Source organism: Maritimimonas sp. 2405UD52-3 (assembly GCF_056591715.1).
On sequence record NZ_JBWQOL010000001.1, the window covers coordinates 783,229 to 797,826 of the forward strand.

The 14,598-nt window shown below is 33.5% G+C and carries 9 protein-coding genes; 2 read left to right on the forward strand and 7 right to left on the reverse strand.

Features of this window, described 5'->3' with window-relative positions:
- Positions 1 to 14: 14 nt before the first annotated feature.
- From AC1EU5_RS03700 to AC1EU5_RS03730, 7 genes are all read right to left on the reverse strand, one after another.
- Positions 15 to 1,580, reverse strand: a complete 1,566-nt coding sequence (locus AC1EU5_RS03700) for a lytic transglycosylase domain-containing protein (protein WP_480190999.1) — start codon at positions 1,578 to 1,580, stop codon at positions 15 to 17.
- A gap of 123 nt (positions 1,581 to 1,703) precedes the next feature.
- The gene (locus AC1EU5_RS03705) at positions 1,704 to 3,065 is read right to left on the reverse strand and encodes a lytic transglycosylase domain-containing protein (protein WP_480191000.1); all 1,362 of its coding nucleotides are present in this window, start codon (positions 3,063 to 3,065) and stop codon (positions 1,704 to 1,706) included.
- A 3-nt stretch (positions 3,066 to 3,068) separates the two neighbouring features.
- Entirely contained in the window at positions 3,069 to 3,899 is an 831-nt protein-coding gene (locus tag AC1EU5_RS03710; protein ID WP_480191001.1) for an alpha/beta hydrolase, read from the reverse strand.
- A 123-nt stretch (positions 3,900 to 4,022) separates the two neighbouring features.
- On the reverse strand, positions 4,023 to 4,406 hold the full coding sequence (gene panD / locus AC1EU5_RS03715) for an aspartate 1-decarboxylase (RefSeq protein WP_480191002.1): 384 nt from the start codon (positions 4,404 to 4,406) through the stop codon (positions 4,023 to 4,025).
- A gap of 60 nt (positions 4,407 to 4,466) precedes the next feature.
- The gene (locus tag AC1EU5_RS03720; RefSeq protein ID WP_480191003.1) at positions 4,467 to 5,819 is read right to left on the reverse strand and encodes an anthranilate synthase component I family protein; all 1,353 of its coding nucleotides are present in this window, start codon (positions 5,817 to 5,819) and stop codon (positions 4,467 to 4,469) included.
- Positions 5,820 to 5,835: 16 nt separating this feature from the next.
- The gene (locus AC1EU5_RS03725; RefSeq protein WP_480191004.1) at positions 5,836 to 9,267 is read right to left on the reverse strand and encodes a methylmalonyl-CoA mutase family protein; all 3,432 of its coding nucleotides are present in this window, start codon (positions 9,265 to 9,267) and stop codon (positions 5,836 to 5,838) included.
- A 50-nt stretch (positions 9,268 to 9,317) separates the two neighbouring features.
- Positions 9,318 to 9,644: a hypothetical protein gene (locus tag AC1EU5_RS03730; RefSeq protein WP_480191005.1), complete on the reverse strand. Its 327-nt coding sequence runs from the start codon at positions 9,642 to 9,644 to the stop codon at positions 9,318 to 9,320.
- Between the two features lie 221 nt (positions 9,645 to 9,865).
- Between AC1EU5_RS03730 and AC1EU5_RS03735 the strand changes: the two genes are divergently transcribed.
- Both AC1EU5_RS03735 and AC1EU5_RS03740 read left to right on the forward strand, forming a co-directional pair.
- Positions 9,866 to 11,383, forward strand: coding sequence for a helix-turn-helix domain-containing protein (locus AC1EU5_RS03735; RefSeq protein WP_480191006.1), 1,518 nt, complete (start codon positions 9,866 to 9,868; stop codon positions 11,381 to 11,383).
- A gap of 235 nt (positions 11,384 to 11,618) precedes the next feature.
- Entirely contained in the window at positions 11,619 to 14,597 is a 2,979-nt protein-coding gene (locus AC1EU5_RS03740; RefSeq protein WP_480191007.1) for a SusC/RagA family TonB-linked outer membrane protein, read from the forward strand.
- Position 14,598 lies beyond the last annotated feature (1 nt).

The following is a 14,598-nucleotide window of genomic DNA, read 5'->3' on the forward strand; positions in this document are numbered from 1 at the left end:
TTTTTTAAAGGGAACTAACTCTTAAATATTTTCAGTTTAGTACCCGGTTTGAGGCTTTTAACACTCCAAATATTGTTCCATTTTTTGATTTGACTCACAGAAACTTGAGGAAATTTCCTAGAGATTGTCCAAAGTGAATCTCCTTTTTTCACTACATAAGTAGTGAATTTTCCTTTTGGAACACTTGCTTTTGTATTTTTCTTTTTACCAGAAGTAGTACTACTTTTTTTAGCCACGGTATGTTTTCTTGGGTAGATGGTTAAGCGTTGTCCAATTCTTAGGTTAGAACTTCTTAATCTATTCCAACGTTTAATTTGTGAAACACCCACACCGTAACGCTGTGCGATTTTCCCCAAGTAATCACCGCTGCGAACTCTATAACGTATTCTTTGCGGGCTTTCAAATAATTTTGGTAATGGCTTTTCGCGCTTAGCATCATCCGCTTCCGCAAAGGCATAAATCTGTTTTTCATTTGATACAAATTTTCCCACCATATCTTTTGGTAACCTCAGTGTATAATTTTTTCCTTTTACATGAGGAATAATATTCAATTTGTATTGAGGGTTCAAAAATTCTAACAACTCATCATTGGTATTCAACGCACGGTTCACCTGATCAAAAGTAATCTGACGTTTAACAACAATAGTATCGGTTTCAAAATTTCTTAAGAATTTTTTATCAGATACAATATTATGTTCCTTCGCATACTCTAGAATGTAATAAGTGGCGTAGAATGCGGGTAAGTATCCTGCAGTTTCACGAGGTAAAAAATGACGAATATTCCAATAGTTTTTGCTACCACCAGATCTACGAATAGCTTTTGAAACATTACCCGGCCCTGAATTATAAGCGGCTAATGCCAAATCCCAATCGTCAAAAATACCGTATAAATTACTTAAATATTGACAAGCAGCTTCCGTAGCTCTTAATGGATCATAACGCTCATCAACATATGAATTTACATCCAATTTAAACTGCTTACCGGTGTAAAACATAAATTGCCACAAACCCGAAGCACCTACTCTTGAACGCGCTCTAGGCTTTAATGCAGATTCTACAATAGCCAAATATTTTATTTCTAAGGGAAGATCATATTTATCTAAATGCTCTTCAAACATGGGGAAATAATATTTGGCCTTCTGCAATAGATCACCTAAGGTGTTCTTTCTGTGTTTTAAGTATGATTTAATGATTCGTTCTAACGAAGGATTATAAGCTACATTAAAAGGTGTCTTACTATCTAAATGTGCTAACCGTTCCTTTAAAACATCCGAAGAAAGATCAACAATTGCCTCTTCCTGCTCTTTTTCAGAAGAAAGTACATACAATTCATTGTCATACAATGGAGAGTTATACATTGAATTTAACCATAGACTATCAATAAGTGTAGCCTCTTTATGATTGATTAAATTCAAGCTGTCTTTTTGTTCTTTTGGCTCTTCAGGTTTTTTGTTGTCTTTAATTGTTACTTTATTATCCTTTTTAACATCATTAGATGCTATAGGAACTGCTTCACCGCTTTCTTGAGAAAAGCCAATAAATGAAAATAAGATTAATGCTATTAATAGGGGTTTGTTCATAATAATTTAGGGTAATTATTGATGCGATTGCAACAAAAATATAGAATTTTATTGAATGCTTATGCTCTGTTTTGTTAAAGGTTTACAAAAAGGGATAACGAAATCTTTACTAAAAGATTTCATCTAATTTGTTAAAATTTTGAGCTTGGTGCCTGGTTCAATATAGTTTATACCCCATAGGTTGTTCCAATCGCGTAATTGGTTAACACTAACATTGTTTAGTTTTTTTGAGATAACCCAAAGTGATTCACCTGGTTTTACTTTGTATGTAGAGTGATTCTTAAAGCTTTTTGCTTGAAATTTTGTTCTGGTATCTACAACTTCTATAGAAGGTCTAGCTCTAACAACCAACCGTTGATTTTCTATTAAATAATCAGTTTGTAGTCCATTCCACTTCTTTAATTGCTGTATTGAAATATTATGTTTTTTAGCAATACTTTTTAAATTTTCACCTGGTTGTACAACATGGCTATTTCTGTTATTCGGAATGATATAATCAGGTTGTTCTTTAACCTCGGATAATTTACTATCTATCTCAAAAGGATTAAACTTATTTGAAATGTTTTTTGGGAGCGTTAAGGTATAAGTCTTGCTTTTAGAACCAGGAATAATATTTAGTTTGTATTGCGGATTGAGCTCTTTAAGAACTTTCTCATTAATTCCTACTTGCTTTTGTATTTGTTTAAAGCTCAGATGTTTTTTGATCAATAAAGTATCAGTCTGGTAGAAATTAATCTTATCATTTTTAGGATAAATTTGGTGTTTATTGCTGTACTCAAAGAGGTAATAGGTGGCATAAAAGGCAGGAACATAACTACTTGTTTCTTTTGGAAGAAATTGTCTAATATTCCAATAATTGCGTTTGCCATTTGCTTTTCTAATCGCTTTTGAAACATTGCCAGGGCCTGAATTATAGGCCGCTAACGCCAAATCCCAATCTCCAAATCTTTCATGTAAATATTCTAGATATTGACAAGCTGCTTCAGTAGCTTTTATAACATCTGATCGTTCATCAACATAGGAAGTTACATTTAGGCCGTATTGCTTACCTGTATGATACATCATTTGCCATAAGCCTTTGGCTCCCGCTTTTGATGTAGCTTTTGGGTCAAGTGCTGATTCTACAACTGCTAAGTATTTTATTTCTAAAGGCAAATTGTATTTATCTAGATATTCTTCAAAAACAGGAAAATACAATTGAGCTTTATCCATTTGATTGGATAACTGATCTTTTCTTGTTTTGGTGTATAAACGAATGAAACGTTCAACAGTTGCATTATAAACTACATTTAACGGCGTCTTCTCGTTAAGTAGTTCTAGTCGCTTTTTTAAGGTTTCAGAGTCGAAATCTGGTACATTATATGATGTGATAGAAGTTGCGTTATCGGCACTTGCAATATTTCCGCCTATAGTACCGAAATCATTCTGAGATGAAATTGAAAATGAATAAAGAATAAATAGAATAGCGACGAAAAGTTTACTCATAAATTAGTTGAGGTATTTTTTGATCCAATTAATAATGGTATTCATAAATTCATCCCTGTCAAGATCATAATGTAATTCATGATACCCACCGTCAAAAAGTTTTAAAGAAGCTTTATCTTTTGAGTTTTCAACAAATTCTTGAGATGCCTTATAGTCTGTTATTTGATCACCAGTTCCATGCAGCACTAAAACAGGAGTTTTTAATTTACTTGCATGTTCAATGGCCCATTCACCAGATTCAAAAAAAGTTAGTGAATAATTAGGGCTCACTTTGTCATGAACTAGAGGGTCATTTTTATATTTTTCTACTTCTTCTGGTATTCTTGAGATACCTGTAGCATCCAACTCGCTTGGTAAGGTTATAGAAGGTGCAATCTTTTGCATGAATTTACCAGCTGTCAATTTCCATTTCGGTGGTTTAAATGCCAAACGTAGTAAAGGGCTTGTAGCTATAACACCTTGAAACTGATGCTTTTTTCTTAAAACATAATTCAAAACAACATTACCCCCCATACTATGCCCATAAAGAAATATAGGAAGGTTGCCCATTTCTGCAGTAGCTTTTTCTTTAACTTTAGAAACGGTATCTAGAACAGCTTCAAAACCAGGATTATGCCCTTTTTTTCCGGATGTTTTTCCATGGCCGAATTGGTCATAAGTAATAACAGCAATATTGTTTTTCAATAATTGAGGAATCACAAATTCGGCATACCTACCCGAATGTTCACCCATGCCATGAACTAGTATTACAATAGCTTGAGCATTTTCAAGGCTAAAATACTGTCCGTAAAACTGTGTATTGTGAAAATTGAAATTAAACTCTTGGTGTACCACTGAAAAACATTTGCTCTCAAATGTATTAAATCAGGTTAAAGAGTCTGTTAAAATGTTAAAAACTGCTAAAAACTTTGATCTTAATTTACTTAAAATCAGTTAAATGTGAATCTTATCGAGGTTTTAGACAATAATGCCATTTTCTTCGTAGTTACCTATTTTTGTCACTCTGTTTTCTCCATCTACTAAAACAACAGTAGGTTTATGGTATCTGGCTTCTTCTTGCTCTAATTGTGCATATGCCATGATGATAATCGAGTCGCCCACTTCAAAATGACGAGCAGCAGCACCGTTTAAACATATAATTCCTGAACCGGGCTCACCACGAAAGGTATAAGTTTCAATTCTGGCGCCATTATTATTGTTAACCACAAGCACCTTTTCATACTCTAACATGTCACATGCATCTAGCAAATTACTATCAATTGTAATACTACCAACATAGTTAAGATTTGCTTCGGTTACAGTGGCATTGTGGATTTTGCATTTTAGCATATTAACATCCATAATTAGAGTTTTAAAATTTTCTACAAAAGTACTATTTATCGTATAATTTACCTAACAATGTCAATCGGACAATTTTAGTGCCAATTTCATTGCAATTGCCTTTAATAGACATTCTTGGTACTCTTTTTCAGGATCAGATTTAGCGATAATTGCACCACCTACTGAATAGGAAAGGTATTTTTTAGATTGATTGTACAAAATACTTCGTATGACCACGTTAAAATCAAAATCATCATCAGGAGTAAAATACCCAACAGCACCAGAATACAAACCTCGTTTTGTAGTTTCTTCTTTTTCTATGATTTGCATTGCTGATATTTTTGGTGCTCCGGTCATACTTCCCATAGGAAATAAACTTTTAATAACTTCAACACTATCTGTTTTCGGAGAAACTTTTGAAACCACTGTTGAGATCAATTGATGAACTTGCTTAAATGAATACACCTTGCATAATTCTTCTACATTTACGGAGCCTTTGATGGCAGTTTTTGACAAATCGTTTCTAACTAAGTCTACAATCATAATGTTTTCAGAATGTTCTTTTTCATCTTGAGCTAGCTTTTCTGCTAATTCTACGTCTAGTTTTTTCTTTTGTGAACGTTTGGCTGTTCCTTTTATAGGCTGTGAAATTATTTTTTCTCCTTCCTTTCTTACGAAACGTTCAGGTGATGCTGAAAGTAAGTACTTGTTATGGAGTTTTAAAAAAGTAGCAAAAGGAGGCTCTGACAGTTCATTTAGTTTTTGATATACTGTAAGAGGATGAATACTAGCATCTTGTGCATAAAACTCCTGACAAAAATTAACCTCATAAATGTCACCTCTATGTATATGATTTAGAATAGCATCTAAATGTTGTAGGTATTCTTTTTTTGTAATGCGTTTATGAATTTTTACGTCATTGCGAGAATTTTCTTGAAAATTTATGGAAACCGGTTTATTTGATGAGATTACTTCGTCGCTTGAAAACTTAGGCTTCTCGTAATGATGTATTTGCTTTACATCGCCATCAATATCATCTTCAAATCCGTTCAAATATTGAATTTCTAGCACATCATTTTTTAAAAAGAACAACTTTTTTGGCTGAAAAAAATACAATTCAGGAAAATCAAGACCATCTAAATTATTAGAAGATAAGGCTTCTAAATCATTTTTTAGGTCATAACTTAAATAGCCAAAAATATAATCATTGACTTTATTCTTATACTGTTTTAGCTTTTCAAATGCATTTTGAAAATCACATTTCAAATCAGAATAAGCATCAACTGCTAAAACGACTTCAAAACTTGAGTAGTTTTGAGGATATTTATTACTGTCTAACCAAACGATTTCATCAAATTGCTGAGACCATGCCAGTAATTTATTCTTGAACTCAGAAGATCTTTCGAGTTTGATTTTTTTTGTAGTTCTTTTCAAATCAAAAGTATGCTACTTACATGTTTCTTCTGTATTGCCCACCTACTTGAAACAAAGCACTGGTGATCTGACCTAGCGAACAAACTTTGGTAGCTTCCATCAATTGCTCAAAAATATTTTCATTATTGATTGCTTTTTCTTGTAATAGACTTAATTGTTCTTTAGCACTTTCACCATTTCCTTTGTTTAAATTCTCAACTACATTGATCTGATATTGTTTTTCTTCTTCAGTCGCTCTTATCACTTCGGCAGGTAAAACCGTAGGTGATCCTTTACTGCTTAAAAATGTATTTACACCTATAATGGGGAATTCGCCAGTATGTTTAAGGGTTTCATAGTATAAACTTTCCTCTTGAATTTTTGAGCGTTGGTACATGGTTTCCATAGCACCGAGCACACCGCCACGTTCTGTTATTCTATCAAATTCGACATACACAGCCTCTTCAACCAAGTCGGTAAGTTCTTCAATAATGAAAGCTCCCTGAATAGGATTTTCGTTTTTAGCCAATCCCAATTCCTTATTAATGATCAATTGAATAGCCATGGCTCTGCGTACAGATTCTTCTGTTGGCGTGGTAATGGCTTCATCATAGGCATTTGTATGTAAGGAGTTACAGTTGTCATAGATAGCGTACAAGGCTTGTAATGTAGTACGAATGTCATTAAAATCAATTTCCTGAGCATGCAATGATCTACCGGATGTCTGAATATGATATTTCAACATTTGCGCCCTGGAATTTGCTCCATATTTTAATTTCATGGCTTTAGCCCATATACGCCTCGCTACCCTTCCAATGACGGCATATTCGGGGTCTATACCATTTGAGAAAAAGAACGACAAGTTAGGACCAAATTTATTAATGTCCATTCCTCTAGAGAGGTAATACTCTACATAGGTAAAACCGTTTGATAATGTAAAAGCTAATTGAGAAATAGGATTAGCGCCTGCTTCTGCAATATGGTATCCAGAAATAGAAACCGAATAAAAGTTACGTACATTATTATGAATAAAATATTCTTGTACATCCCCCATAAGCCGTAGGGCAAATTCAGTAGAAAAAATACAGGTATTTTGAGCCTGATCCTCTTTCAAAATATCGGCCTGAACGGTACCACGAACCTTGGCAATCGTTTCAGTTTTTATGTTCTCATATATGTCTTTCGGTAATACTTCATCTCCTGTAACTCCTAAAAGTAGTAAGCCTAATCCGTCATTTCCTTCAGGTAAATCACCTTGGTATTCTGGTCTCTTTACCTCTTTCTTTTTATAAATGTTCTCAATCTTTTTTTCTACTTCTTCTTTTAGCCCATTTTTATGGATGTATTTTTCACATTCTTGATCTATGGCAGCATTCATAAAGAACCCTAGCAACATAGGGGCAGGACCATTAATTGTCATTGAAACAGAAGTAGTTGGATTGGTCAGCTCAAAACCCGAGTATAATTTTTTTGCGTCATCTAAACAACATATAGATACTCCTGCATTTCCAATTTTACCATAAATATCGGGTCTAATATGAGGATCATTTCCATAAAGAGTTACTGAATCAAAAGCTGTTGACAGTCGCTTAGCTGGCATTCCTAAACTCACATAATGAAAACGTCTGTTGGTACGTTCTGGTCCACCTTCACCGGCAAACATACGTGTAGGATCTTCACCAGTTCGTTTAAAAGGATAAATACCAGATGCATACGGAAATTCACCTGGTACATTCTCTTGTAAACTCCATAATAATATATCTCCCCAAGCTTCATATCTGGGCAAAGATACTTTCGGTATTTGAGTATGTGATAGTGACTCTGTATGTGTCTGAATATTAATCTCTTTATCTCTTACTTTAAAAGAAAAAACAGGATTTGTATAGAGCTGTTTTTTTTGATGCCAGTTTGAGATCATTTCCCAGTTATGAGGATTCAAATCCATCTTAATTCTGGAAAATTCTTTGAGTAATAAACCAACTAACTCATCGTTTTCCTGTGTTGTTTCTCTCAGAATAGCCTCTTCATCTAATCCCATTTTCGTCAATTCAACAGAATCTGGAACTAAGATGTCTATGGTTTTATAAATACCATAAAGCTTTTGAGCAATCTCTTTTTGCTCATCAGACCATTTGTTGTAAGCCCTATTATTTTCTGTTATTTCTGAAAGATAACGTGTTCTATTAGGTGGAATGATGAACTGTTTTTCACTCATTGCTGTTGAAAGTTCAAAAGTGCTATTAAAAGCAGCTCCTGTTTTTTTATTGATTTTATCAATTAAAGCAGCATATAAACTGTTGGTACCTGGGTCATTAAATTGAGATGCAATAGTGCCATAAACGGGCATTGTGTTGACATCTGAATCCCAAAGATTGTGATTGCGTTGATATTGTTTTTTAACATCGCGCAATGCATCTAAAGCACCTCGTTTATCAAACTTATTGAGTGCAATAACATCTGCAAAATCAATCATATCTATTTTCTCTAATTGTGTAGCGGCTCCATATTCAGGTGTCATTACATATAGAGAAACATCAGAATGATCCAAGATTTCAGTATCTGATTGGCCAATACCAGAGGTTTCAAGGATAATAAGGTCAAACTCCGCAACTTTTAGAATATCTATGGCATCATTCACATGCTTAGAAAGTGCTAAATTTGATTGCCTAGTCGCCAAAGAGCGCATATAAACACGTTCATTTTTAATGGCGTTCATACGAATTCTGTCTCCAAGTAATGCACCACCAGTTTTTCTTTTAGAAGGATCAACAGAAACAATGGCAATCCTTTTTTCTGGAAAATCAATTAAGAAACGTCGAACCAATTCATCAACCGATGAAGATTTACCAGAACCTCCAGTTCCAGTTATACCTAGCACAGGTACTTTTGATTTAGAAGCTAGACTTTTAACTTCTTCTAAAAAAACAGCATGTTTTTCATGAAAATTCTCTGCTGCAGAAATAGCTTTTGCTAGATGAGAATTATTTTTCTCTTTTAAATCAGTAGGTGGAAAATTGATTGATTCCCCAGTAGAAAAATCGCACTGTTCAATCATGTCATTGATCATACCTTGCAATCCCATTTCACGACCATCATCTGGTGAGTAAATTCGAGCTATGCCATATGCCATGAGTTCATTTATCTCTTCAGGTAAAATAACACCGCCGCCGCCGCCAAATATTTTAATTTGTGGGGCACCTTTTTTCTGTAAAAGGTCATATATGTACTTGAAGTATTCATTATGGCCTCCTTGGTACGAAGTCATAGCAATGGCATTTGCATCTTCCTGAATAGCAGTGTTTACTACTTCTTCAACACTTCTGTCATGCCCCAAATGTATGACTTCAACACCGGTAGCTTGAATAATTCTTCGCATGATGTTAATTGCTGCATCATGGCCATCAAAAAGCGAAGCAGCAGTAACAATTCTAATTTTATGTTTGGGTTTATAGGGTAGGATTTGCTCCATAAATCGGTTAAAAATTATGGCGCAATTTACGATTTATTATCGAGGTAACTTTATTGATGATACTTGAAAAAAGCCCAAGATTTTCTGTAGTTGAGGTAGTCTAAATCGAACTCATTTTCATAAGCTTCACGTTCAAAACTAATATTTCTGTATGCCTTAGTCCAGTTTCTGAAACGAATTAGATGTACCAAAAATTCTATGAAATACCAGATGAAGAAGAAAATCCATAGCAACTCTACCTGCTGCTTTAGATGGATGCGCTCATGATTAATAAGCAATTCGTTATCTGAAAGTGATTTATTCTTTAAAAAAATAAACGGATAGATAGCAAGGCCTGTATAATTCTTGGGGATGATATGTCTTAATATTAGTACCATGAGGTATCTCTACAACGCTAAATTACAACTTTTGGTATTTGTTGATTTGAGGTATACTAATTAGATATTAACATAGCTGTCAACCATATGATATGAAAACTTATATTATTTAATTGAAGGTAAGATATTATCGGGAGATACTGTTTATGACGCTTTTAACTTCTTCTTAACTTTTATTTATATTAATTTTAGGGAACAGTTCAAATAATCTTACCTTACTAATGAAGTCAATTAGGATAATAATAACCTTATTATTTTTTTCTGTTCATGCTTTTGCTATGAATAGTTCCTATGAACCTTCAGGTATTTTAATAAAGAAAAAAATACTTGATAGTATATATCTGCCGTCAACTACCTCTAGTATTACTAAAACTTCCGCTAATGAAATCATAGATATTTATAATGATTTGATTCAAAATAATACACCCTTGGTTAGTGAAGATCTAAAGCGCTTGGCAATAAGCTATGCTACAGTAAATAATGTATCTATGGCTAATGAATATTTAACGAAGTACATACAGTCTTCTCAAGATATTTCTGTTTTGGATAGTGGTGATTTTAGAAAGATTGAAAGGTCTGAAGGATTTCAAGTCTTGGTAAATAAATACAAACCGAAATTAAATGGCTCGATCTTGTTTTTCTTTGCTACTGGCTTAATTGGTGTTTTTGTAGCACTAGTCTTGAACATGAGAAGTAAAGGGGATACAGTTGCAAATTTGCTGATAAGTTTGTTTGTGTTGATACATTCTTTATTTATGCTTCATTTGAGTTTGTTCTTGTCGAGGTACAACTTTAATTTCCCACATACTTTATATGCATCTACGTCTTTTTCATTTCTTTATGGACCATTGATATATTTTTATTTTAAACGGATTTCGGAAAAGTATAAATTCAAACTAATTGATATTTTTCATTTAGTTCCAACGATTTTGCTGTTTTTATATTTTCTTCCCATTTATCTAAAAACTGCGGATGAGAAATTATATCTTCTTTACAATCGAGATGAGATTTTGCATAATGTTTTAATTACCGTTGTTATCTTAAAGGGAGTTTCCTTATCAATTTATGGTTATTTAATATTCAAAATTTACAATAAGTATAATGTTTATAAATTACATCCAGAAATATTAAAATGGAAAAAAAATATACTAATTCTTAATAGTGTATATGTGGTGTCCTATTTTATTTATGGTTTTGCACTAATGAATACAATAACCATGCAGGCTTTTATTTATCCACAAATTTTCGCTATGTGCGTTATTGTACTTTATGTTGGGTATATAGCTTATGTTCAACCAAGGGTATTTAGTAAAAAATATTTGTTTGATGAACTGGTATTAAAATATCAGAAATCTGGTTTAACAGAAAGTTATTCCCGAGAATTAAAGGAGCATTTGTTAAAGCTCCTAAAGGAAGAAAAAGTTTATAAGATAAATGACTTAAATCTAAATTCTTTAGCTGAAGTTGTTGGTACTTCCAGACATAATTTATCTCAAGTTATCAATGAGCATTTTGATATGAATTTTTTTAATCTAATCAATAGGTTTAGAATTGATGAGGTAAAACAAATATTACTTAATGATCAGAATAAAAACCTAAATATAATTGATGTTGCCTACGATGTAGGTTTTAATAATAAGGTTACCTTTAATAAAGCTTTTAAAGAAGAAACGGGTATGACTCCCACGCAGTTCTTAAGATTGCATAAAGAACCTTCTCTTAGAGTAAATTTCAAGTAACACTTCATCGGATTAGTAAAATATGATTGGCTTTACCTGAAAACGTTTCTGAATTAATTCTTTTTGATCTGTATTTGAATTAATTGAGGCAAGGCATTAAGAAAATCTATTTTTAATTTCCACTAAACTTTGACTTCATTAAAGGTATTTTGATTAATGCCTGCCTTTTTTGATTAATACATTTTTGAAAGAGAATAATTGAGATTCTCGCAGTATTAATTCAAATGGACAGTGTATGAAAACAAAACGACTAGGTCTTTTAACGCTTTTATTAGCGTTTAGCGTGCATTTATCTTTTGCACAGCAAAAAACAATCTCAGGTACCGTATCAGATGACTCGGGGCCGATGCCAGGAGTGAGTATCATTATTAAAGGGTCAACTAAAGGTACAGAAACAGATTTTGATGGTAAGTATTCAATAGAAGTTGACGTAGGAGATATATTAGTATTTAGCTTCGTTGGCATGACTACGGTTGAAAGAACAGTAGGTCAATCAAATACGATTGATGTAATTCTTGAAAGTGGTAATATTTTAGAAGAAGTTGTTGTCGTGGGATTTGGTACCCAATCAAAAAAGCGAGTGACAGATAATATAGCATCGGTTTCAGCTAAAGACATAAATGAAATACCAACTCCAAGTATACAGAGCACATTATCTGGTAAAGCATCTGGGGTACAGGTAACACAGATAAATGGCAAAGTAGAGGGAGGTATAAAGGTAAGAGTTCGTGGTGTTTCTACTATAACATCATCACAAGAACCACTATATGTAGTTGATGGTGTACCGTTAATTAACTCTGATGAATCTATTAATAACTCACCTATAAATCCTTTAGTAACATTAAATCCTAATGATATACAGTCTATAGAGATTTTAAAGGATGCTTCTTCTGCAGCTATTTATGGTGCTAGAGGTTCTAACGGTGTGGTAATAATAACAACTAAGACGGGTAAACAAGGTAAAACAAAAGTATCTATTAACTCATCCTATGGGTGGAGTGAAGCTACAAGTACTTTGGATTTTTTAAATGCAACTGAGTATGTTGAACTTTTTACTGAATCAAGAGAGAATGTTGGTAGTACAGCAGATGGTATATTTGATTTTTTTGCCGGAGGGGATGGATGGAGACGAGGAGAGATTAATACGGACTGGCAAGATTTAGCACTGGTGAATGGAAATACTTCTGACTACGGAGTATCAGTTTCTGGAGGTAGTGAAAAAACAAGATTTTTTATTTCAGGGGCTTACCATAAAACAGAAGGTATCGTTAGAGGAAATGAACTCAATAGATATAGTTTTAGGGCCAATATTGATCATTCTATATCTGAAAAGTGGAGAGTAGGAATCAATACTAATTTGTCAAAGACTATCATCAACAGGATTTCAAATGACAATGCTTTTGCAACACCACTTCAGGCTACAGCTCAGGTGCCTATTTCTAGAGCATTTGATAATAATGGTGTTCCAAACAATAACACCACATTATATTATAATTTTTTAATGGAGGAGTTTAATGGGAGTTTTCAAACAAATATATGGCGTGCAACAGCTAACTTGTTTGCTGAATATTCAATAATACAAGCTTTAAAATTTAGAACAGAATTTGGGTATGATTTTAATGATCAAGTCGCCGAACGCTTTTCAGGAAGCTTGACAGAATCAATTTCTGTAGGAGGTTTTGGTACAGCTAATGCCGTAGAAACAGAACGCTATAATTCAAATAATTATTTTTCATTTACCAAATCATTTAATGATGTTCACGACTTAGACATTGTACTAGGAATGAGTTTTGAGGAAACCAGAAGGAAACTACAATTTATACAGGCTCAAGGATTTCCATCTGATGATCTACAAACGTTAAACAGTGCATCAGATATTGTAGCTGGAGGCTCAAGTAGAACTGCTTTTAACTTCTTGTCCTATTTTGCCAGAGCTACGTATGCATTTAATAATAAATATTTGTTAAAAGGTAGTTTACGTTATGATGGTTCCTCAAGATTTGGAGAAGACAATAGATATGGTTGGTTTCCAGCTGGTTCAATTGGTTGGATTATTTCAGAAGAAGATTTTCTTATAGACTCTAATACACTTTCTTTGCTAAAACTAAGGGCTAGTTGGGGAGTTACAGGTAATGCGGGTATTGGTAATTTTGCAAGTAGAAGCTTGTTTCAAGGTTCACCATATAACCAACGGGCTGCATTAGCACCGACACAGCTAGGTGATCCTTCCCTAAAATGGGAAACAACAAATCAATATAACATTGGGTTAGACTTTGGCTTTTTTAATAATAGAGTTAGCGGAGAAATTGACTATTACGTTAAGAATACAGAGGACATTTTATTAAATGAACCTTTACCGGGCACTTCAGGTTTTGCAAATATTACTAGAAATGTAGGTGAAATGGAAAACAAAGGTGTGGAATTTGTATTGAATACAAAGAATGTTCAAACTGATAATTTTACTTGGAATACTAACTTCAATATTGCCTATAATAAAAATGAGATAACAAGTCTTCCAGGTGGTGATATTATTGTAGGAAGAAATATTGTACGTGAAGGTGAAATTGCTTCAGCATTTTATATGGTAGAATATGCGGGTGTTAATCCTGATAATGGTGATGCTTTATTCAATTTGAATGATGGTAGTGGAGGTACCACGACAGATCCTAATGCAGCGCAAAGAATTATAGCAGGAAGTCCTTATCCTGATGTAATAGGTGGGTTAACAAATACTTTAAACTATAAAGATTTTGATTTATCGTTTACTTTTCAAGGGCAGTGGGGTGCATCTATTTATAATTCTGAAGGCCGTTTTGCATCAGCTAATGCAGACTTCTGGGATAACCAAACGAGAGATCAATTAAGAAGATGGCAAAATCCTGGTGATATTACAGATGTTCCACAAGCTAGATTTGGTGAATCTAATGGTACTCAGCATTCTACTAGATATTTACAGGATGCCGACTTTATAAGATTGAGAAATTTATCATTGGGTTATTCTTTACCAAGTTCTGTACTTGAAAAACTGAATGTTAGTAGAATTAGAGTTTATTTTACTGGTTTTAATCTACTAACATTTACAGATTATGATGGTTACGATCCTGAATCAACTGCTGATGCAAATGCAGCAGCAAATAATATTCAGGTAGGTGAAACATTTTATTCAGCGCCACCAGCTAGAACATTTACACTCGGATTTAATCTGGATTTTTAAA